Raw genomic sequence first — 24,055 nt, 5'->3', positions numbered from 1 at the left:
CTACAACCCTCACTCCTTGTCGATTGTCTCATTCTCTCTGGCTAATCGGTGCCGATTGAGTCCCCTCGTTTATACCTGAAAAGGAAATAAAAATATCCGATTAATAAGAACGAACCTGTCACCATGATCATGCTGGTCCATTGCCCTGCGGTCCATTGCAATGCGTACCTCGGTGAATCCCCTCGTAAGTATTCCAACATAAATCTACCAAATGCATACAGGAAGCAGTACGAAAGAAACCGAACGCCAGTCGGCAGTTTCCAATGCCGGACAATGAGCAGCATTGTGAAAATGATCAAATCCCATTGCCCCTCCCAAACCTCCGCTGGCCAGAGCGGCTGCGAACCGTATTGGCCGTATGCCATCGTACCTTCTGGATAAACAATTCCATAACCAGTATTCGTTGGAGATCCAAAAGCATCCCCGTTCAAAAAGCAGGCAATTCGCCCCAATGCTTGTCCAAGTACCAACGCTGGAGAAAGATGATCAACAAACCCCCAGAATGAAAGCTTCTTTCGACTCGAATAGAGAGCGATCCCAACTGCTCCGCCGATGATCGCTCCAATAATCGAGATACCCCCGTTCCAGATCAACGGAATTTCTTGCCAATGCTTGGAGTAATAATCCCATTGAAAGAAAAACACATGCCAAATGCGCGCCCCAATTAAAGCCGAGATAAGCGCATAAAACAGTGAATTTGCCATATGTTCCTCATAGATCGTATTCTTGGTGAAAGAAACGGCAGCGCCATACGCTAGCAAGACAGACAAAGCAACGATAACTCCGTAAGAATGAATGCTGTAGCCGCCAATTTCGAATAAGATTACTTTCATCGTAAATCCCCTTATAATTTCATGGACTTCTGCTTCCCGAAACTGCTCGCAAGCACAGGCTTTAATCTTCTATTTCCTTCAGATATCAGCCAGATAAACGCATACGAAAGCACTACCACAATCAAATATTTGACATAGATATGAATGTCTTTAGAAGCCAAATAATAACTCAAAAAACTTATCGGAATAAAGTGAACTATATAACACGTAAACGAAGTTTGATTCAGATAACTGAGTATAGGACTGGCTCGATTCAAGAACTTCTTACCTAGCGTAATAAAAAAAATAACTGCAGAGCACTCATAAATTCCTTTCGTTAGAATCCATATTGGCAGCAGATACTTGGATGCTGCTGTCATATGCAGGTACTCGATCGCGATATTCAAAAACATTAGTATAAAAAAAATAAGTTGGGATGTCCCTGACAGACGGAAAATTCTCTGCTGCAGACTGGCATCGGAAGCAAAAATAAAACCAAATATAAAAACACTGAAATACACAATATTGTTGGCCCAATCCAAGACAAAATTTTGCTGACCAAGGAAAAAGGGACGCAGCAAAATTTCAGCCACAACCAAACCCAAAATGGGAATGAATATTTTGTTATTGCTGCTTAAATAAGACGATATCTTTTGCAATTTCGTTTCGTCACCAATCCACTTTGCAAACAGGCGCACGCTGATCAGGGTATAGATGAATAGATACAGCAAAAACCATAGATGGGCATATGCTAAATAATGAACGAATTGCGAAGAGAAGAACTCGGGAATAAACTGTATAATAGTTCCTGAATATCCCTCATATCGTGCTTTAAAATAAGCCTGTACAGGGCACAAAAAGGCGGTTCCCAGCAAAAAGGGGATTCCAATTTTGGTTATACGTTCCTTTAAATAATCGGTTCTACCTCTGCGCCGAAAAGAATAATACGCTGCTACCCCTGACAGAAAAAACAAAAGAACCATAAAAAAACTGGCGAGCGGCGATTTAATAGCCAAAAACGGCAATACCCGGCTGTCGTAGATTGTTGTTTTAACATAAGTACTGCCGATCTCGGTATAGGTCAAAGCTGCATGATAGGGAATGAGCGATAAAATAACCAGGACCCTTAGCCAATCAACATAATACAGTCTTTCCTCCTTCATAACCGCACTCCCTATAAATAATAATTTCTACAAAATATATACCTTAATGAAATGCTATTAATTATTTTTCCAGCGTAGTTTTTTGTAAATTTCTTCATTCACCGCCTGTGTCTTGTACATTGTATTGGAAATAATCTGGGAATTACATGAGATGGTTGTCTTCAAATTGGACAAATAAATATTGTTTAATCGAATCGTGTTTTGCTTCTCGTATGAAATAGACACCGGGCTTCGTTTATCTAATGCTTGCTGGACGCGGATATCTATTGAGAGCAGAATACGATGCAGATCAAACGGAACCCCAAATGTATGGGAAATTTGTGATAGAAACTGCCTCGTTACTTCCAGCAGGTACAGCACAGATGCTGCCCGTCCTCCCCCATCGATAAGAACATGGTCATCGGTCGGTAAGATCGAAGCGCACACTGCTCTTCCTGCTGCAGAATCATGTTCCAAACGCTCTACGACAATATTGCTTTTATGGGTTTTGTGAACATCCTTTTGTTCAGCAAATATCTGATTACTTCTAGAGCTTGGTTCTAGGACAAGCAAAGACTTAAACCTTTCCATCCCCATCGCTGCAGTACAAATGATGGAACCATTCTGAATTACCTCGCATGTAAGCTTTAATGTCTGGTTCAAGTCACCGATTCCAAGTTTTGTCCGGATAGTGGTAGGTTTATCCAATTCGCAATATTGTTTAAAATCAACTTTTAGCATGTTCACGTAATAATCGTCGATATTCAAAGTTGAGAAGGTATGCATGGCATGAATTTTGCCTAACTGCAGCATTCCCTCCAGAATTAGAAATCCCGGTACGTGATCTAACGGATGGTCGAAGAAGTAAGAATGTGACTGGTCTACGATTAGTTCTCCTTCACACAACTGTTCGCCGTCAGAATAATGGACATTATTAATAACAATGTTCCGAGGATTAATGTACTTTGATTTAAAAGCTTGTTCAATCTGCTTTGTCAGACTGACACGACTTTCTTCCAGCAAGGAACCGTGACGAGATTGTGCGAAAATTCCGACCAACTTCCGTTGATGCTCGAAATAATTCAGCGCCATTGATGCAATTTGATCGTGGACAGAAGCGGCAGAATTCAAATTCCATTCCTGACTATAAGGGATGATATTCTCTTGAATTTCTTCTTCTGTTTCCGCTGCAGCTGCCGTGAAGCGATTTACTTTTAGCTTTGTTCGGTTGTTAAAACTAATCTCGGTTGGAATTTGGACTTGATAAGTTTTATCGACGCAGTTATTCTCTTTCACATAAAAAACCGATGCCAAAAGTTTATCGTTTTCGACAAACTGAAGGCAGGACAGCTTGCTATCTGCACATATAAGCCGAAGCAGCTCATCCGTTCCCGCTGCCTCTCCCATATATAGTGAAGTAGGATTCAGTTCGCAAATTTCCATATGTCCTACTGACGCTGGATTTACATCCGCGGCTTGGCAAGCCTCTTCAAAAGTGGATGCAGAAGCGCCCGGAACAATGGCCGAGATATAACCCAATATTTTTCCGTTACTTCGTCTAACATCAGACAACTTCTGCAGAATAAACGCCGAGAATCCTTCGCGCAGTGAAGGTAAATTGCCGTACCTCTGCTTATAAGCTATCAAGTCGGCAGGGCTTTTGATAAGGTGCCCGGCTCCGAGCACAAGGTTTTTACAACGCTGATCCAACCAATAAGGAGCCATAAACAGCATATGCAGAAATGTAGCTGTACCTCCCGACATCGTCTGGTGCAGACCTTGAATATTAAAACTTCTGGCAGGATAGCCAGACAGCATCGCGGGTATCGTTGATGTAATTTCTTCGAAGCTGATGTCCTGTTCCGCAAACCGGTTTACCTCATCACTCATACCCATTCTTTCATTAGGATGGAACAAAAAGTAACATTTGCGGTATTGCCTCAGTGACATGGTGCCGCTCATGTTGCTGCCAAGGACGACGGCTGTATCCTCTGAATTTTTGATATGATTTTGCTGACTGAGCAAAATGTTGAGCGTGTGCAGCGTCACTGCCATAAAAGGATCGATTTTCTTTAATGAATTAGGCCCCGTCTTAAGTCCGTGGGCATCAATAGTATAAAGATCCGGAAAAAAATCGCCCTCAATTTTTTGATCACTCCAATTGTTTATACCATCCGTAAAATAGAACCTTTCGAGTGGAAAAGAATTCGGCTTGACGTTCCTGCTTGAAGATAAATAATGCTGCGCTCGGTCGCTTCCGAAATCTAGGATAGCAATTGGCTCCTGCAGCAGATTTCCATGTGATGAGGTATTATTAGAAACGTGTACGGCTGCTGAACTCTCCGTTGGATGGTAAGAACTTATAACCACATGGGAGTTGGCGCCACCGAAACCGAACGAGCTAACACCAATATTGATCTCAACATCCTGAGGCAATTCCTCCGTTTCACTAGGAAGATATAGACATGATGAGGACAAAAGCTCATGAGGCTGAACCTCGACGTGAGGTGGAATGATTCTTTTATTGATCATTAAAACCGCCTTGATGATGGCTGCAATCCCGGCAGCCGCCAACCCATGACCAATAAGAGATTTGACCGATCCGATAGGAAGCCGAGTTCCCTGTTGAAAGCCATCCATAAAGTCATGCAGCGCTTTCAATTCCGTCTCATCGCCAATCTTTGTTGCCGTTCCATGGGCCTCTACATAATGTATGGTCTCCCCCTCCAAATGCTGATAAGCTCTCGTTAAGGCGGATATTTGGCCTCGATAACCCGGTGCAAAAGGAGAACGCTCTTCTCCATCCGCTGATAATCCCAGCGACTTGATGACTGCAAAGATTGGGCGCCCGGATTTTTCCGCCTTATCCAGCGGTTCAATCAGTACCGCGCCTCCCCCTTCTCCTAAAATAATCCCCGAAGCATCCTTGGAAAAGGGGAGAATTTGATCATCGGATGCTAGTGCCTTCAACTTCGAAAAACCGACATAAAGATAGTAAGGAATTGAAATATTAAGTCCCATCACGATTACAGATTCCGCCAAACCCTTGTTTATCAGACCGATTCCGTTATCCAGTGCATATATTGAAGAAGCGCAAGCCGTATCAACGGAAAAATAAGGACCCCCGATGCCGATGGAAGCAGCAATATCATTTACCTGTTTATCGGAAGTGAGGATACTTCCCCTCGTCTCATTCTCTTGCTTGCCCAGCAGCAGCTCAACATCTTGATTAAAATAATCTACATCCGTCCATGATGTTCCCAATACAAGGCCAGTTTTGCTAAATTTAAAGTCCGGCGTCTCGGAATTAACCTTTTCAGCCAATTTTTTTAATATTTTTTTAGCTACCATGACCTGCCGCCCAGAATCTTTCGGCAATGATTCATCTTCCGGCAAGCAGTATCCACGATCATTGTAAATCCAGCTTTTGTCATCATTGTTGGGAGCCATGTACTGCTCACGGCTAATCCCCCATATTTTTTCTAATGAACTGACAGGAGACACTCTCGCTTGAACAATATTGTTCCAGTATTCATCGAGGTTTCTAGAGTTGGGGAAAATGCCCTCCATACCTGTAATCGCATATAACATAGTCCAGCCTCCACATACTCTGAATTAAGGCATCGAGAATTTCAGCATCGTATCATGCGTTAACATTACGCATTCATCTGATGATTCTAGATGATCAAGCTCCCTCATGAACAACTGAATGCCTTGTTTATTTGTAATTCCTCTCAGCCCAAGTTTCTCGACATCTTTTGTTGAATTCTTCATAATTCCAGTCTCGGTCCAAAGAGACCACATAATCGATCTCACAGGATAATCAACCTGCTTGTTCCAATGAGAAGCAATGCTGTTTACAAACTCGTTTGAGGAAGAATAGTCTGATTGTCTTGGCAAACCTGTATAAGCTGAAATGGAACTAAACAAAATGGCAAATTTCAACGGATATTTTCTAAAAAACTGGTATAGTGCAAACATGGAACTTGTTTTAATAGATAGATTGTCTCCGAACGCCTTTGCTGTTTTATTCCGTTGACTATTCATTTCCCCCGCCCCATGTACAATTCCCGTCACTTTACCATGCTGTTTCTCGATATCCAATAACAAAGCATTCAAAGCCTCGTGATCAGAGATGTCACAGGAATAATAGTGAAACTCACTGCCGGTACGCTCGATTCTTTGTTTACTCCGTATCAAAGCGCGCTGACGATATATTTTTTTCGCCTCATGTTCCAGCATATTGCCAGTGATTTTCTGACCATCTTTTAATTTCAGCGATAAGTCACGGAAAATCTCCTTCTTCAGAACGGATTCTTCCTGAATATGCTCATAAGCTATGTTCGTTGGGAAGCTTGTACGACCCACAATGACAATCCTGCAGCCGAATCGTTCCGCCACCGCACACGCAATCTCCGCCGTAATTCCTACACCGCCACCGAAAAAGATAACAAGGGAGGATGGATTCAGTGCTGCCTCAATGTTCTGAGCTCCAACCTCCAGCGCTTTCAGCTTTCGGACGTAAATGTCATCGGCAATGAACATGTCATGAGTACTGATGCCTTCGTTCATTACTTTCAACAGATGTCGGAAATTTGTTTGACGGTAACTGATATCAAGCCATATCGAACGTATCTGATATTTCCCCTTGAAATCGTGCGCCATAGTTCGAACAATCCCCCTGACTGCGGCGCCAACAGGGCAGAGCCCATTTTCCCCCACTACACTAAACCAGGAGGGTGACTCCGAATTCCCTTTCGTTTTCCCATAAATATCCGACATTATATACAGAGCCACAGCAGTCTGTTCTATCCTTGCATTCCATGCTTCAAAATGAGCCTGTTCCAAGACGCTTTCACTATCGGGAACGAGAAACAGGAGGGACGGTAAGCTTCCTTTATCATCCAAAAATCTTTCCATGTAATTTTGTAAGCCTTTTACATCATCGTAAGCAATCATGCCCCAGTTTGGATTGGAACCGTCCCAACCTGTCTCGGTGATATGAATCTCCACTATATGTATGCCTTGTGCATCTAAACTTTCTTTAAAGAAGTCAAACATCTCGTTCTTCATTCCGACAAGCAGCAGGCGAGTAGGTGCACTCTTGTTTTTCTCTGAGGAAACTACAGGCTCATAGGTAAATCCATAGCGCTCTATATCAGCTGTATCTGAGGAGTAATCCACATGACTGTTAATCAGCTCCCGCTTCGTGGAATCCGAACCTGCGGTAACCATATAACATAGAAGTTTCTCTACTTGTCCCAAATTGGGAGCATGTAATAATTCCCTTTTAAAGAGCTTGTAACGATCGTGAGAGGAAAACATCGAGTCATAGATGTTTGCCAAAGCAAAAATATCTATGTTCAACTTGTCAAAACCGGTTATTAAAGTAATTTCGTTTAATGGCTTAGCAGCAATTACCGCAATTTCCTCGGTTAATCGTAATATATAATCCTGAGCCTTCATTTCTGGTGTAAAAGGGGGTGTCTCGCGCTCGGCATCCTTATACTCCGTCTCCATAGCAGCGGCAACCTGCTTTGCTGCAAGTTCTGTATCTAAAGCAGCTGTTTCATGTGATTCCAGAATAGGCTGCACATGGCCGACCTCCGAAAAGAAAGAAGATAATCCCACCCTTTGAGCCTCCAAAGCCCCAAGCAAAACTGATTTTCTCTGCTTCCTTATAAGTTCCATCAGCTTTGGCTTGTCTGGCTCAATCATAGATCGCAACTGCTCAGCAATTATTTTATTCTGCTCTTCCAGAAAGGTTCGAACCATCCACTGGTTCGATTTTAGATATTGTTTGAATACGAGCTGCCGATTGCTTTCATTGCCATGGTTCATCCCGCTTTTCCTTTCTGTGCCCATACTTATAAAATCACGATAAATTCGTTCGTCAAAAAATTCCCAGACATTCACTTCCACATGATGGCTGGCAAGTTTCCCTATAAAATGGCACATATGTTCGAGTCCATCTTTATGTCGCGGATCCGTATGGAGGGTTAAGTGGGGTTTTCCCGTCAATATTCCAGTCATTAAGTTGGTTAATACATTGGCCGGACCCACTTCAACAAAGATGCGAGCGCCATCCGCGTAAAGCTGGGTGCAGGTTTCCTGCCATCTCACGCGATGAGTTAACTGGCTCGCCAAAAGTTCCAGCATCATGTCTTGATGTAGTTGATAGGCTTGAGCGGTTACATTGCTGTACACCTTCACTTCGTATTTGTCATGAAATTCATCTTTCTGAGCAGTTATAAAGTCCCGCCACTTCTTCTCCGCTTCAGCCATGAGTGGTGAATGAAAGGCTGCGGATGTTTTCAAACGAATCGTCTTTATTTTACCTGCGCATACTTGTTCCAGAGTATTAATGGCGGCCAAACTACCTGAAACAATCATCTGCTCGTCGGCATTAACAATGGATATAACCGCTTCAATTCCATGATCACTGATCAAACGTTCGACAATGTCTTGTTCGGCAAAAACCGAAAGCATTGCTCCTCGAAATTTGTCTCCCGCAGCCCCCATCAGTTGTCCGCGAACCATACTCATCTGGAGGAGAAAATCTGTATTTACGATTCCAGCTGTATGAAGAGCTGGCAATTCTCCATAACTATGTCCGGCAGCATAGGAAGGTTTGACATCTAAATCGCGAAGCGCCTGAGCGAGGCTAATTGAAACAAGGCCTAAAGCAAGCTGAGCTTGTCTTGTATCCCTTAAGTTCTCTTCATTCGCTGCCGTCTTCTCTCTATAAATGACATCAAGTATCGAAGAACGATATCCTTCTTGATACCTGGCATTTATGGCCTGTAGATGCGCCTCAAAAAAAGGCAGTCTCTCTCTCAAAGAATGCAGCATACCAATCGATTGAGAACCTTGGCCAGGAAATACAAATGCAACCGATTCGGAACCAAATGGTGATGGCTGATAGTAAATCCCGTTTTCTTCAATGGGATCTATACCTGTTTTCAACAGCTCTAAGGCTCTCCCAAGCTTCTTCCTTAAATCAACACCCTGATTTGCCACGATAGCGACGATGCAGGAGTCATCCGAATTATATAGTTCGGTACTCGGTAATCCATAATTGATTAATGTCAGAAGCTTTTCACGCAAAACTCCTACATTACTCCCACTTATACATACTGTTGTTGTCCCCATTACTCTCATCCCTCGGATTTTGCTATGTACTGAACTATCCATTTTCCCCTACCCTTAATTCCAGCAAACGCTTTTGATGGGTAATCCGTTCCCACTTGCGTGATAAACGGCATAATGATGAGGCACAGGAACGGCGTAGGATTGCATCCTCGAGTCAATAATTCCATCGTAAACGATTTTCGCTGTTAGAGGTGACCTGCCAGTGATTTTCACTGTCGAAATGCTATTCCAAATCGTCGATGCAAAAAAAGCACAATTCCTTAGATATGACCAACCACTATAAAATTGGGGCAGCAGGCTATTAATAACATCCAGATTTTGCTGTGTGATATCGCAACGAATTGAGGCTCTTGGTCCATAAATATGACGTACCGCAATATTCCGGGCCTCCAACCCATACCATAACCCACCATATTCCTTCGTTTTGCCATGTGAAAGTGTTCCTAACGAGATCGTTTTACCAGCCGCCAAAATCAGCTTACCTACTAGAAAAGGGTGGCTCGAGACGTTTTGAATCGACAAAAATGAGTGTCTTCCCCGATCGATGGAAATGCCGAGAATTCGGTTTTCCTCCAATGTTGTAGGGTCAGAGAAAAGCCTTACTACAGCCACAATATTAGGTTCCACCTCACTTTCTTCCTTAACTCTGCCGCAAACCTGTTCATCCGCCGGGTATGCTTCTTCAGCAACCTTATAATCGGAATGAATCTCTGGAACAATAGCTTCTTCCGGGTCAAAGAGTGGTGATTCGTCCACAGGGGCTGCTGGATCAAGTGTCAGACTCTCTTGGATTTCCGTAACAAGGCTTTCTACAACTCCAGCCTCATTAGGCTCTTTTTTTTTTGTTGATGGATTAAAATCATCTCGATCAGTTCACTAATGCTGGCCGCACCGATCACTTCCTCAATGTCCCCGTTCAGTTCAGGAAACTCTTCTACCAGATGAGAGAATATTTCGATCATATTAATCGATACAAGCCCCAGGTCTTCCTCGAATTTCATTGATCCGGTAATGTTTTCAACAGGAAATCCAGTAATTCCTGAAATTTCTCTCTTCATCCACTTTAATAATACTTCATGTGAAATTTCTTCCTGCTTTTTTTCACCATTTGTCATAATATGTATAAAATCTTCGATCGTCTTGGCTTCTATAATGTCTGAAATATCCCGGTTTAAATGCGGAAATTGATCTACAAAACGAGCGAATAGCTCTATCATATTAATGGAGACAAGTCCAAGATCCTCCTCAAACTTCATAGTTCCAACTATTTGTTGGCTCGAAAAGCCCGTAATCTGAGCCAATTCATCCTTCATCCATTGTTCTAAATCAATGTTCTGGTTGTAATATCTCACCTCCGCTTCCTGTTCCAATTGTTGAACAGGATGCAAGGGTTCCAGTGCTGGATCTTTTGTGAAACTACCTGTAACTGGAACGGTTATAGAAGGTTCAGCTTTAGACATCAAGGTCACCCCATATTTCTGAGCTTCCAGTGCCTTAAGAACAACTTCTTTGTTCAATTCCATCAGAGACATCAAAAGATTTCCTGAGTCTTCTATCGCAGAACCCGCCTGTTGTAGTTCAAACGTTCTAAATTGTTCCTCCAGAAAATCGGAAACAATATTTTGGTTAGATCTAAAATACTCATCCATATTAATGCCTTTGTTTCTCATCGAATTCAATTCCATACCCATTTCCTTTCAAAGTTCAATGTATTTTTTTGTCATGACAAATCGTAGATAAATAGATTCCTAAACTCATAACTTAACTAGAATTCCAGCCATATAATGCCGTTTGTTAGTTTCTAGGACTAGTTCCTTAATCAGAAGTAGATGATTGTCGTTTCCAGGATGAAAAGGTGTACTTATATTGAAATAAATAATCCCAGTCCCAAAATAAGTAACTTTAATTCAAATATTCTCTATATTGAGTTCATTCTATATCTTTATAAAAAATTTGTAAATATATGAATTTAAAATGATTTCAATCCAATAACTGCCTCTGTCCCACAGTGCTCTTCCGTGAGATCGGCGTTGCGAATAACAACTTACGTTTTTGTCAGCATGGGTTTCTTGGTGAATGTCATATATAGAAATATATGATCTGTTAAATCGAGAGGAGTAAATACTTGTTGAAAATGGAGCTGCTTTGACGAAGCTGCTGCGCGGAAATCACCACTCAAAAACAAATACTTCTTGGATATTTTGAAATTACGCTTTAGGCAAGTACGACAGCATTTCGATGACAATGATTAAATATATCGTGATAAGCTGCCCCAAGTAGTTGTAAGAAAGCCTCCGATCCGCTAGGGACAGGAGGCTTGTTCTTTTAGTTATACATTTTTGCCGGTCAATCGGCTCTGGTATCGGGAAAGGAATACAATGAGACTGGTCACTAGAACAACCATGAGTGCAATGAATTGTGAGGTTGAAAAAACTCCAACCTGTCCTCGAATAATATCCCCTCTATAAAACTCAATGACAAATCTGCCCAGACTGTACAAAATCAAATAAGCGGCGGAAACGAGTCCTACTTTATTTGTTCTTTTAGCTAAAAGAATTAAAAAGAGGCAGAGACCGAAGTTAAACACGCTCTCCATAATTTGAGTAGGTACCAGTTCGACATCATTCGGCGCGATATCAGAATGGTGGAAGGTTATCCCAAACCAACCATGTGTTTCTTCGCCATAACAGCATCCTGCGAGCAAACAGCCAATTCTTCCACATCCCTGAGCTAACGCAACAGAAGGAACAAATAGGTCCAAGTGTTTAAGGAACTTGATTTTCTTAACTCTGCAATATATTAAACCAACAATAATTCCGCTGATGATTCCACCATAAACGACAAAACCATCGGAAAAATTCAGAAGAATTCTCGGATTACTAATAATATTTTCGATTTGGGTCATCCAATACACTAGTTTTGCTCCAATAAACCCACCTACCAAGCTCCAAATGGTTAGAGCGAAAACATGCGATAAATCGAACTGACGTTTTTCTGCTCGGTAAACAACGAGTTGGTAAGCCAATATAACACCAAGCGCGATCATTAAACCGTATCCATAAATCGTTATTGGCCCGAGCTTAAGCAGCTCATTATACATATTTTTTCCCCCTAGAATTACTCATTTTAATTGCTGTTCATTAACAAACACACTAACACCTTCAAATTAGCAGAAAACTTTCATTTTAATTAAATAAATATCTAAAAAAATAATTACTCATTATACCTTTTGAATTTTAGTTGTAAAAAATATTTAACGGACCACTAACTGCGTAATACGGGATTAGTAAAGCAGCATCTAGACATAGCTCAGTTCGCTCCCTTTCCTTACTGTAGGATGCTTAGAATATAATATGTACGAAGCCATAGAGCTCTTGCAGTCCAAATTCGTGAGCGATTGAACTACCTTTCCCATATGCGGATAAAAAGAGATTTCAGAAATAAGGTTAATTGTTTTCATCTTATTTCTAATCGAGTATTATCCCTTATTGAGTTTTCATAAAAATGCTAACCCAAATTTTTTTTCGCTTTTTCGATAAACATACGAAGTCCGGATTTCTCAATATGTTTGACCTGCCCTTGAGCCGAACACAAGCCTAACACATGCCGTTCATCCAGTCGTTCATTCAGCAGTTCCATTCCGTTAATATGGGTGACTCCCAATCCCACAGTAAACGTATCTAGTTTCATGAACAACCCTTTACCCTCTGCCTTAATATAGCTTTCCTTTAACGTCCATAAATAATAGAATGCCTCGTTTTGGCAATGCTTTGACTCTTTAAATAAAGTCAAGCGCTCATCTTTTGAAAAGAAACGATTGGAAATGACCAACGGAGCTTCTTTAATTTCCTCCACATCGATGCCAACGGGGTAACTTGACACAGCAGCAACCACCCATTCACCAGAATGGGAAATGTTAAAGTGAACAAACGGCGGAGTAATCAGCTGAGGTTTTCCATAAGCATTATTTTCAAAGCATAACCCTGTATTTACCACACCCGTCTTGTGACATATGAGATAGCGCGCAAGCACGTCTCCCAGCAGCGTTCGCTGTGCATCTTTTATAAAGCGATATTTCTTCACCTTCGCTCGCTTCTCCAAAGACACAAATTCTAGCAGATCCAATATTTCTTCTTCATGCATTTCATAGTCCATATGCAGCCAATACATGTGCACCATAACAGCTTTATTCCCTTCTAAACCCTGAATAGTTCATAATAAAATTCAAGAAGAACGGATACTTCACGGTCGTTAGACATTCACGCAGAGAGCCTATCGTAAATATCCTTCCTGTGTTGTGATAACCGATCGCTTGTACCACTTCACCGAATTGAACCTTCTCCAAATCACGAAAAGTTTCAATCAGTGAACAGCATTTGCGAATTCACATTTACCATTATATCTTCAAAATTCCAAAAAATCCACATTTATGTCACCGTCATAGAATCAATATAGTGAGATGTGAAAAACAATTCAAATCGAACGCGTAAGCGGACGGCATACTCTTGTTCATCTGAAGAATTATTCGATCCAACGCCCTTTCAATCGTCCCGATTCAATCTGTCTCCAAATTCATCGGCGAGAAAAGTCGATTCATGGTAAATTGAATGTACAAAGAAACCGTCTCCTTTTAAATGGTGGGGTCGCACTTCCATTTTACCAAGGAACGGTTTCTTTTTGTTGTACAAACATAGAGAACGGGACTGTTACAAGCCTTATTATAACTATGGGACAGCCCTAAACTGCTTGCTGCATTTTTTTACAAAAACTCATCATACGAGGTGTAACCTGCTGTGCTAGATCGAAATATCCAGACTTCCACCCAAGTTAGGGTGAGGAGCCGGCACGGATTTTAACATCTCCGCCATCTGTTGGCCCTGCTGCTGCGCCATATCTTTGGTCATCGACATCACCTGTATACTCGCCGCCTGTGCCACCGAAGCCTGACTCATCGCCATTGACAATGCTGCAATATCCATGGGAACCCCTCCTTTCCTAATTTTCGCTTATAGGCTTACTTATTATATATCGGTCCGAAGGAAGCAATTGTTAAAGCCCAGTCAGCCCGAACAGATGCGTAATTCATTAGAACCAGAGCTGTTTGGGCTGATCGATGCTTTAATAACTTTTCGAAGTAATCAAGTCAAGGTCGCTAATGAGAACTTCCGGGTTCGTTACCACCTGCTGAACCATAGAAATAAAGTGTTTCTGAATCTGTTCTACTGTCGTGAGATCGTATACCTTGGCGTTGTACATTAATATCATTTTCATTTGCTCATGAGGTTTAACAATTAACGTAAAATCGAAACTATTATGCTCGGTTCCTCCAACATTCGTAATTTCAAGCGGCACTTCACCTTTTTGGCCCAGCTCCTCCATCCGATCCTGTACCGGAAAATTTTGATATACAACAACATGGTTAATTAAAGCAGGCTGCTCGGTAAGATTTTGAATATCATGTAACGAGTACGTATCATATGCATGTGATTCCACAGCTTGTGCCTGTGTCCTTTGCAGCAGCGTTATAAAGGAGTCTTCATCCTTTGCGCGGATACGGACGGGAATTGCGTTAATAAATAGTCCGATCATACTCTCAATTCCAGGAATGGCAGCTGGTCTGCCCGATACAACACTGCCAAATACAACATCTTTACTTTCATTATACTGCTGCAGCAGTATACCCCACGCGGTCTGCACAAACGTATGCAGGGTCACCTGCTGCTGCTCCGCAAGTTGTTTCATATGCTGAACCAGTTCCTCATCCAGATGGCAGTTTAACGTTCTGGAATCCTGCCTTTCATGTCGAGACTTTGTTTTCCCCCCCGGTAATCCCGTTTGACCCTCATATCCTTCCAGATAACGACTCCAGTAAGCTATCGCTCCCTCATGATCCTGCCGCTCCAACCATTCAATGAAATTACTATATGGTGTTAACAGGGTCATTTCAGGTTTTCGATGTTCCCGAATTGCAAAATAATTTTCAAAAATCTCTTTACTTATAAGTGACATGCACCAGCCATCCATCAAAATATGATGAAAACCCCAGATGACCTGATATTTCTCAGGAGCTGTTTGTATAACAGCCATCCGTATAAGTGAATCATTTTGCAAGTCAAAACCTCTGGCCTGATCCTGCTCGATATATTGATCAATAATCGTTTTGCACTGCAGTTCACTCTTGCCTGTTACATCCTCAAATTTAAATTCGAATGTCTTCTCCTGATACACAATTTGAAGAGGCACATCCAGCAAACCGGAATAAAAATTCGTTCTTAATATCGCATGCCGCTGCATTAAGCGATCCAGGCTCTGTGCAAAAGAGGCCGTGTGCAGATCGCCGCGCATCTCAAACAAAATTTGTACAAAGTACGCACCGGAAAGGGGATTCCGTTCACTTTCGAACAGCATCTCCTTCTGCAGAGGAGTCAGCGGATATACATTCTCGATAAGACCGATGCTCCGGGTATATTCCACCATTTGATCCCATTGGTCTATTGTTAATCTTTTCAGTGAAAGATCACTCGGGGTAAGTTCAGGTTGTTCTTTACTTATGCAGTGCTCCATTACTTTACGAAGATTATCCTTATAATAACCGGCCAGCTGCTCCATCGTTTCCGGTTGATACTGTTTCTGACTGTAACTGATGGACAGCGACATTCTCCCCTCTATAACGATAGCATTGAGATTAAGCACAAACGGTCTCTTGTTGTTCGCACTGACGGACGGGCCGCTGGAATATGCTGAAAATCCAATACCGTCCTGCTTCGAATTCTGATTTACCTGCCCCATATAATTAAAACTGATTTCGGGATTGACTTTAAATTTCTCTGCTGCATCTCCCTGTGACAAGTACCTCAAAATTCCGTATCCCATCCCTTTATTGGGGATCTGACGCAGTCCTTCCTTGACGACCTTGATTCGTCTTGATATATCTGCCTCGGATTCCACCCGAAGGATCACCGGGTACATGCTCGTAAACCATCCCACTGTACGCGTAATATCCAGCTCTGGTAGGATATCTTCTCTGCCGTGCCCCTCCAGGTTTACAAGAATTTTATCCATCCCTGTCCAATCATGAACAGCCATCCCCAGAGCCGTCAGCAGTATATCATTAATTTCCGTATGGTACGCATGATGAGTCTGTTTTAACAACTGCTCCGTTTCCTCCGCTGTCCAATAGATCGTAATCGTTTCGCTGTCTTTCCCAATCGTGTCATTACAATTCATATCTTTAGGCAGCGGATTGACTTCAACCTGATCCAGAGCACGCCAGTAGGAATACTCCTGCTTCATCATCGGCTGGTCGGAAAAGGCAGACAGCTCTTCCGCCCATTGTTTATACGATGTCGTTTTTTGTGGAAGCTGAATTTCCTCTCCCCTAACGAACTGTTCATACCCCGTTTGAATATCTTCATATAAAATACGCCAGGATACTCCGTCAATCACCAGATGATGAATGGCTATGAGCAGATGATCACCTTCAGCACATTGAAATAGGCCAAGTCTGATCAATGGACCGTAAGAGAGATCCAAGCTGCTCTGGATTTCTTTTGCTTTATTTTCAACCAAAGGTGCCGGATCCGCTTCATTCTTCAGGTCAAAGATATCCAGACTATATAATCCGTCTTCCTCTATCCCTCGGTTCCAACCCTCATACCCACCTTCGGGAATCTGCCGATAGAAGATACGAAGTGCATCATGCTGCCTCATGATTTTGTTCATGATGCTGTGGACGAAGCCAGTATCGAACCCATCTTTGCGGAAAAACATCATTTCCTGGTTGTAGTGATGTGCATCTGTCATGTTTTGGTCAAAGAACCAGTGCTGAATAGGGGTAAGCATAACTTCCCCTGTAACTTCCCCTTGATCATAAGAAGAGTTCACAGATGTAACATGTTCACTTAATTCCGCCACAGTCGGATAGGCGAAAAAGTGCTTCATTTCCACTTTATATCCTGATTGAAGCAGTCTTGATGCCACTTGAATACACTTGATTGAATCTCCGCCCAGTTCAAAGAAATGATCTGATCTGCTGATTCTCTGAGTTCCGAGCACAGCTTCCCAAGCAGTAATGATCGCTTGTTCCACCGGGTTTTGCGGTGCCGCATATTCGGCAGTCTGATCTATGCGTTCCTGTGGTGAAGGCAAAGGCAGTGCCTTCCGGTCAACCTTGCCGTTAGAAGTTAACGGAATGTGCTCTAATTGAACAAAATATGACGGGATCATGTAGTCCGGGATTTCATGAGCTAATGCTGCTCTGATTTCCTTGGCCGTCAATTCGCTGCTGCCTTTCCAATAAGCGCATAATTGCTTCGATCCGTCCTCATTGTCATGGGCGATGACGACCGCTTCCTGGATCGTTTCTATGTTCAGCACAGCCGTTTCCACTTCACCCAGTTCAATTCGATAACCTCTAATTTTCACCTGATGATCGATCCGTCCCAAGTATTCAATATTTCCATCCGGCAGCCATCTGGCGGCATCTCCGGTTCGGTACATCCTGCCTTGAGTAATCCATGGATGCTCTACGAATTTCGCTGAAGTCAACTCGGGTCGGTTCAAATAGCCTCTGGCCAGCCCTTCTCCTGCGACATATAACTCTCCTTGAACTCCAATCGGCTGCAGCTGCTGACGTGTGTTCAAAATAAAGGTTTGCAGCGTCGGGATCGGTTGACCAATGTTGCTCTTTCCCGCTTCTATCTCCATTTCAGTGATTTCCTTGTACGTTACATGAACGGTAGTTTCCGTTATACCATACATATTAATTAACTGAATGAGTGGATATTTCTCTCTCCAGTTTTTTAACAAAGCCGGATTAAGAGCTTCCCCGCCGAAAATCACTTTTCTTAAATTCAGACTTCCTCCGCGGCCTCCCAATTCCTCCTGCAGAAGATGGTAGAAATACGTTGGTGTTTGATTCAAAATAGTGACCTGCTCGTCTCTTAACAATTGTAAAAAATGCTGTGGACTTCTGGCGGTCATTTGGGGTACTATAACGAGCTTTCCACCATAGAGCAGGGCACCGTACATTTCCCATACCGAGAAATCAAAGCAAAAGGAATGGAACAGCGTCCAAGTATCCGAGGATTTAAAATCAAACCTGTTTTGGCTGTTGAACAGCAATCGAACTACGTTTTTATGTTCAATGCATGTGCCTTTGGGCTTACCCGTCGTTCCTGAAGTATAGATCACGTAGGCGAGTCCTGTCGGGCTGACACTCCATCCCAGGTTGGCATCCTCTTCATGATATGCGGTCAGATCATCGAGACAGATGACTTCTCCTGCAAAAGAAATCCGTTCCTGCAGATGGCTCTGCAGCAGCAGTACACGTATACCTGAATCCGCAAGCATGTAATTCACACGATCCGCTGGGTATTCAGGATCAATCGGTACATATGCACCCCCCGCTTTCAAAATCGCAAGAATTCCCACCACCATATCCAAGGAACGTTCAGCGATAATACCAATTAACTGATCCTGTTGAATTCCTTTGGCATGCAGTGTTCTTGCCAATTGATTGGCTTTTCTGTTCAGTGTCTGATAGGTCAGCTGCTCACCTTCGAATACAACCGCGACGTGTTCAGGAGTTCGTTCCACCTGGTCCTCAAACAGTGCATGGATTGTTTTATCCATTGGATATGCGGCCTTGGTATCATTGAAAGACTCTAAGATCTGGGCTTTTTCCTGTGCTGTCATCAGGTCTATATCGTCGATCGGAATATTCGGGTTGTTCACCACCTGCTCCAGCAGTTGAATCAAGTGACCTTGAATCCGTTCTATACCTGCCCGATCATAGACACTGCCATTGTAATAAAACATACATTTCAGCAATTGGCCTGGTTTGATAATCAGGTTGAAATCGTAATTGGTTTGTTCATCTGCTTCTACGTTCGTAATTTGAAGAGCTGTCTGCTCCTGATCCCCAAACCGTTCGGTAATGCCTTGTACAGGATAATTCTCAAATATGAGAATGTGATCGATTAAATTTTGTTTTTGTGTGGTTTCCGCTTGAATCTCATACAACGGAAACGTTTCATGTGGGTGTGAAGCGACAGCCTGCTCCTGATTTCGTTTCAACATCGCTGCAAATGTTTCGTTTCCCTGCGCCTGAATCCGCACAGGGATGGTATTAATAAACAGGCCAATTATGCGTTCAACTCCAGGGATCTCCGCAGGTCTGCCTGATACTACACTTCCGAATACGACATCTTGACTGCTGTTGTATTTCTGCAGCAGCAGTCCCCAAGCCGTCTGCATTAACGTATTCAGCGTTACCTGATTCTGACTTGCGACATGTGTAATACGCCGTGTTAATTCCTGACTCAGTGTGCAAATGAGATTTTCTGAATGATATGCACTGCTCTTTGAAACCTTATGCTTTTTCGGCAAAGCCGTTTGTTCCTCATAACCCTGCAGGTAGTCACTCCAGTATTTCAGAGATGCTTCATGATCCTGTTTATCCAGCCATTCAATATAATGTCTGTAAGGTGCAGCTGCCTGCTCCTCCCGTCTTCGTTGTTCCAGAATCGCAAAATAACCATCGAACAGCTCCTGGATCACAAGAGACAGACACCAGCCATCCATTAGAATATGATGGTAATTCCAGATGAAACGATAGGTTTGATCATGCATCTGCAGGATCGAAATCCGCATCAACACATCTTGAGCCAGATCAAAACCTTTTCTTTTATCTTCCCTCGTATAAGCTGCCGCGTATGCTTCGCGATCTTTTTCCTTCATCTCACGCAAATCTTCGTATAAAATCCCGTTTGATTTATGACGGTAAACGACCTGCAGGGGACCGTTTTTCCATCGGCTGTGAAAGTTCGTTCTCAGAATCGAATGACGCTCTATCAATTCATCCAAACTTCTCTCAAATGCTGTCACGTCTAATAAACCATGAAGATTCAGCGTCGTTTGAAGCACGTAAGCTTCAGAACTGGAATGAAGAATATTATGGAAAAACATCCCGTTCTGCATCGGAGACAGCGCATATATGTCTTCGATTTCACCGATAGATTCAGATTCGCGAACCAGACCTTCCAACTCTTCCATGGTCATTCCTTTTAACGACAGATCACTTGGAGTTAGTTCCGGTTTCTCTTTTGTGACGCAGTGCATCATTATTTCCTGCAAATGATTTTTAAAGTACGCTGCCACCAGCTCCATCGTTTCTTTTCGATATTGTGTATGGCTGTACTTTAAGGATAACGACAGTTTTCCTTCCACAATTAAAGCATTGATGTCAATAAGAACATTTCTTCTGTGATTCTCACTTGCATCAGTCCCAGACGAATAAGGAGACATGTGCATTCCGCTATGCTGCAGATCCTGGTCAAATTGTCCCAAATAGTTAAAACTAATTTCAGGATTCAGGGTCAGTGGAGATTCTTTGGCATAAGTGCTCAAATATCTTAATATCCCATACCCAATCCCTTTATTAGGGATGCTGCGGAGGTTTTCTTTGGTTGTCTTGATAAGCTGAGATACATTAGATAGGCCTCTCATATCAAGCACAACCGGGTATTGGCTCGTAAACCATCCCACTGTTCGTGTAATATCCAGGTCCGGAATGATAGACTCTCTGCCATGTCCCTCCAGATTCACAAGAACCTGATCCATACCCGTCCATTGATATATCGACATGCCTAGTGCGCTGAGCAGGAGATCGTTCATCTCGGTGTTATATGCACGATTGGCATGTTTCAACAGCTGCTCCGTTTCCGCTGTCGTCCATTCTATGGTAAGCTGCTCGCTGTCCTTTTCCAAAGCATCTTTCGTTCTGAAATCGGTCGGCAGTGGCTTAAAGGATGTTTGTTCGACTTCACTCCAGTAGTCCAGTTCTTGTTTCATGCCTTCGCTGTCCGCGTACAACTGCAGCTGTTCCGACCATAACTGAACCGAAGTTGTTTTGGGCGGCAGCTGCATCGGTTTTTCACGACTTACTTGTTCATAGCTCTTCGATATATCTTCAATCAGAACTCTCCATGAAACCCCATCGATAAGCAGATGATGGATTACAATGAATAGATGATCACCGTCAGCACACTGAAACACACACAGCTTTATTAAAGGGCCTTGTTCCAATCCGAGCATACGCTGAAGTTCATTTGCTTTCGCTGTGATTTGCAGAGATGGATCTGCTGCCGACCTGTAATCCATCACGTCAAGTGTATATAACGTTTTTTGCTGTTCCAGTCCTTGATTCCACGCCTCATACCCTTGTTCCGTTTGACGATACACCATGCGAAGTGCATCATGATGCTCAATCAATTTATCGAATACACGGCCAAGCAGCGCCTCCTCAAAACCTTCCTGCCGATACAGCATAATGGACTGATTATAATGATAACGATCCACCTTGTACTGTTCGAAAAACCAATGCTGGATAGGAGTCAACAGCACTTGGCCTGTGGTTGTTCCCTGCTCTGACATCGAGCTTACAGGTTGAACATATGGGATCAAGCTTGCAATGGTCGGGTTCTTAAACAGATGATCCATCTGCACCTGATAACCAGCTTGGTACAGCCTCGAAGAGACCTGTATGGATTTGATTGAATCTCCGCCCAGTTCGAAAAAATTATCCAGAAGCCCGATATGCTGCACGCCCAGCACAGTTTCCCAGATGGATGCCAGCTGTTTTTCCAGAACGGTCCGCGGCGCTTCATACTGCATTCCCTTTAACATATAATCTTTGGGAGAAGGCAGTGCATTACGATCCACCTTTCCATTGGACGTAAGCGGCATCTGATCCAGTTGTACAAAATAGGACGGAATCATATAGTTTGGCAGCTGCAGGGACAGGTCGTCCCGCAGCTCTGTAATGGTCATCGCGCCCGCTCCCACGAAATACGCACATAACTGCTTCGCGCCCGCTTCATCCTCTATAGCCAGCACGATCGCCTCTTGAATCCTGCTTATATTTAGAAGAGCTGCCTCTACTTCACCAAGTTCAATCCGGTAACCACGGATTTTCTCTTGATGGTCCATTCTTCCGATATATTCGATATTTCCGTCGGGCAGCCATCTTGCATAGTCCCCCGTCCTGTACATCTTGGCTCCTGGCACAAAAGGATCATTAACGAACTTCTCCGCCGTCAGGTCAGGACGGTTCAGGTATCCTCTGGCAAGTCCTGCTCCCGCCACACATAATTCTCCCTGAACTCCTACAGGCTGCAGGTCATGGTGTTCACCTAAAATGTAGACTCTATTGTTTGCAATCGGCTTCCCAATAGAAATATACTGCTCCGGGGAATTAATCAAAAGAATGGTGGATACGACACTATTTTCAGTCGGTCCATACTCGTTGCACACCTCGATCCGAGGATTGATGCGGTTCAATCGTTGGATCAACGAAGGCACAATCCTCTCTCCCGCAGCCACTACATTTTTCATCGAAGCCCATTCCTCTGCTTTCGCTTGTTCCAGGAGGGTCATCAAGAAACTCGGCGGGCTTTGAATGTGCGTAATTGCCTGTTTTTTGATGATCGAATTAATGGCCACTGCGTCTTTGCATTCCTGCCCGTTTAATAAGTACACGGTTGACCCCGAGATGATCGGACCAAAAAAATGAGTGATGAACGAATCAAATACGAAGGGATTCAGCATTAATACCCGATCATTCCCGCTAAAATGATAAAAATCCGATTTCCACTGCAATGAATTTACAATGCTGGCGTGTTCAATCATGACCCCCTTGGGATTGCCTGTCGTCCCTGACGTATAGATTACATATGCCAGATCATCTGCACGGGCCGTCTGCTCCAAATTCATATCATCGTTATTACCATGAGCTTCAGCATCCAGCGTGACACATAACCCTGCATATTGTTCAGGTTTCTGCAGATGATTTTGATACAGCAGCCAAGCCGCTTCTGAATCCTTAAGAATGAACTGAATACGATCTGCCGGAGATTCCGGATCGATGGGAACGTAAGCTCCTCCGGCTTTCAGAATACCGAATAATCCTACAATCATCTCCAGCGAGCGCTCTGCCATAATGCCAACGAACTGCCCTGTCTGCAGCCCTTTCGCTTGAAGGGTCCGGGCCAATCGGTTGGATTGCTGATTTAATTCCCTGTACGTTAGGGATTTGTTTTCAAATACCACTGCAGGATAATCCGGTGTTTGCTCCACCTGTTCTTCAAATAGTTGATGCATCGTCTTGCTGCGCGAATATCTCATACTTGTATCGTTAAAATCAAATAACAGCTTGTTCCGTTGAGATGCGGATAACATATCGACTTGACGCAGCTCCAGATCGGGCTGGTTCAACATAATAGCGAATAACTGATCCAGATGCTCTGCAGCCTGCAGCATGTAATCTCGGTCATAACGCTCTGCATCATAAACTAATTTCAAACGAACAACATCGTTCTCCAGTTCGAAGTGAAACATGGTCGCTGCTCTTACGTTATTCTCATCGGGAATCGTCCGAGCTTCCCCGTATGAAACTAACGTATGGATCATAGGCACATGGTTGGAGTCATATTGGATATTTAAACGTTCAACCATTTTTCGGAAAGGAATGCGTTGGTGCTGAACAGCTTCACTAAAACTGATCTTCATTTGATTCAATACCGATTTGAAAGACATCGCCGAATCGATATTATTTTTTAAGAGAAGAACCTTATTCGAGGGGGATAAATCCCCCTCGTGCTCTTCCATCGCTCTCATGCCCATAATGATGGTGCTTTCATTCGTGTATTTGTATAACAGACATTGAACTCCAGCTAACAATAGGGTGTACACAGCCTTGGGGATATTTCTGGAAATCGACATGATTTGATTAGAAACGTCAACGGACATCTTCTTATCAATAAAATTTGCATGTTGTGGATCATCTGTATGTTTGGAATCTATCCGGCAATACGGCAGATGAACAAGAACATCTTCTTCTTCAAATCGGCCTGCCCAATACAATTCTTGTTTCTTAAATATAGACATACG

10 protein-coding genes are annotated in these 24,055 nt (G+C 43.0%); all 10 read right to left on the bottom strand.

The window, feature by feature from the left end; translation table 11 throughout:
• Positions 1 to 41 precede the first annotated feature (41 nt).
• A complete protein-coding gene (gene lgt, locus ABXS70_RS08945; RefSeq protein WP_366295351.1) occupies positions 42 to 833 on the bottom strand; it encodes a prolipoprotein diacylglyceryl transferase in 792 nt (263 codons plus the stop codon).
• A gap of 11 nt (positions 834 to 844) precedes the next feature.
• A complete protein-coding gene (locus tag ABXS70_RS08940) occupies positions 845 to 1,975 on the bottom strand; it encodes an acyltransferase family protein (protein ID WP_366295349.1) in 1,131 nt (376 codons plus the stop codon).
• A 57-nt stretch (positions 1,976 to 2,032) separates the two neighbouring features.
• Entirely contained in the window at positions 2,033 to 5,545 is a 3,513-nt protein-coding gene (locus tag ABXS70_RS08935) for a beta-ketoacyl synthase N-terminal-like domain-containing protein (protein WP_366295347.1), read from the bottom strand.
• Positions 5,546 to 5,569: 24 nt separating this feature from the next.
• Entirely contained in the window at positions 5,570 to 9,106 is a 3,537-nt protein-coding gene (locus tag ABXS70_RS08930) for an SDR family NAD(P)-dependent oxidoreductase (protein ID WP_366295345.1), read from the bottom strand.
• A 54-nt stretch (positions 9,107 to 9,160) separates the two neighbouring features.
• Positions 9,161 to 9,862, bottom strand: a complete 702-nt coding sequence (locus ABXS70_RS08925) for a hypothetical protein (protein WP_366295343.1) — start codon at positions 9,860 to 9,862, stop codon at positions 9,161 to 9,163.
• 53 nt (positions 9,863 to 9,915) lie between these two features.
• Positions 9,916 to 10,791 (bottom strand): hypothetical protein, encoded by an 876-nt coding sequence (locus ABXS70_RS08920; protein ID WP_366295341.1) that lies wholly within the window; start codon positions 10,789 to 10,791, stop codon positions 9,916 to 9,918.
• A 644-nt stretch (positions 10,792 to 11,435) separates the two neighbouring features.
• Positions 11,436 to 12,206, bottom strand: a complete 771-nt coding sequence (locus tag ABXS70_RS08915) for a prolipoprotein diacylglyceryl transferase (RefSeq protein ID WP_366295339.1) — start codon at positions 12,204 to 12,206, stop codon at positions 11,436 to 11,438.
• 407 nt (positions 12,207 to 12,613) lie between these two features.
• Positions 12,614 to 13,261 (bottom strand): 4'-phosphopantetheinyl transferase superfamily protein, encoded by a 648-nt coding sequence (locus ABXS70_RS08910; protein WP_366295337.1) that lies wholly within the window; start codon positions 13,259 to 13,261, stop codon positions 12,614 to 12,616.
• Between the two features lie 641 nt (positions 13,262 to 13,902).
• Positions 13,903 to 14,085 (bottom strand): YjfB family protein, encoded by a 183-nt coding sequence (locus tag ABXS70_RS08905; protein ID WP_342551526.1) that lies wholly within the window; start codon positions 14,083 to 14,085, stop codon positions 13,903 to 13,905.
• Positions 14,086 to 14,224: 139 nt separating this feature from the next.
• Complete coding sequence (locus ABXS70_RS08900) at positions 14,225 to 24,052, bottom strand: amino acid adenylation domain-containing protein (RefSeq protein ID WP_366295335.1); 9,828 nt, start codon at positions 24,050 to 24,052, stop codon at positions 14,225 to 14,227.
• Positions 24,053 to 24,055 lie beyond the last annotated feature (3 nt).

It is taken from the genome of Paenibacillus sp. AN1007, from assembly GCF_040702995.1.
In the GTDB taxonomy this organism is placed as follows: domain Bacteria; phylum Bacillota; class Bacilli; order Paenibacillales; family Paenibacillaceae; genus Paenibacillus.
This window is presented reverse-complemented; position numbering and strand designations above follow the sequence as displayed.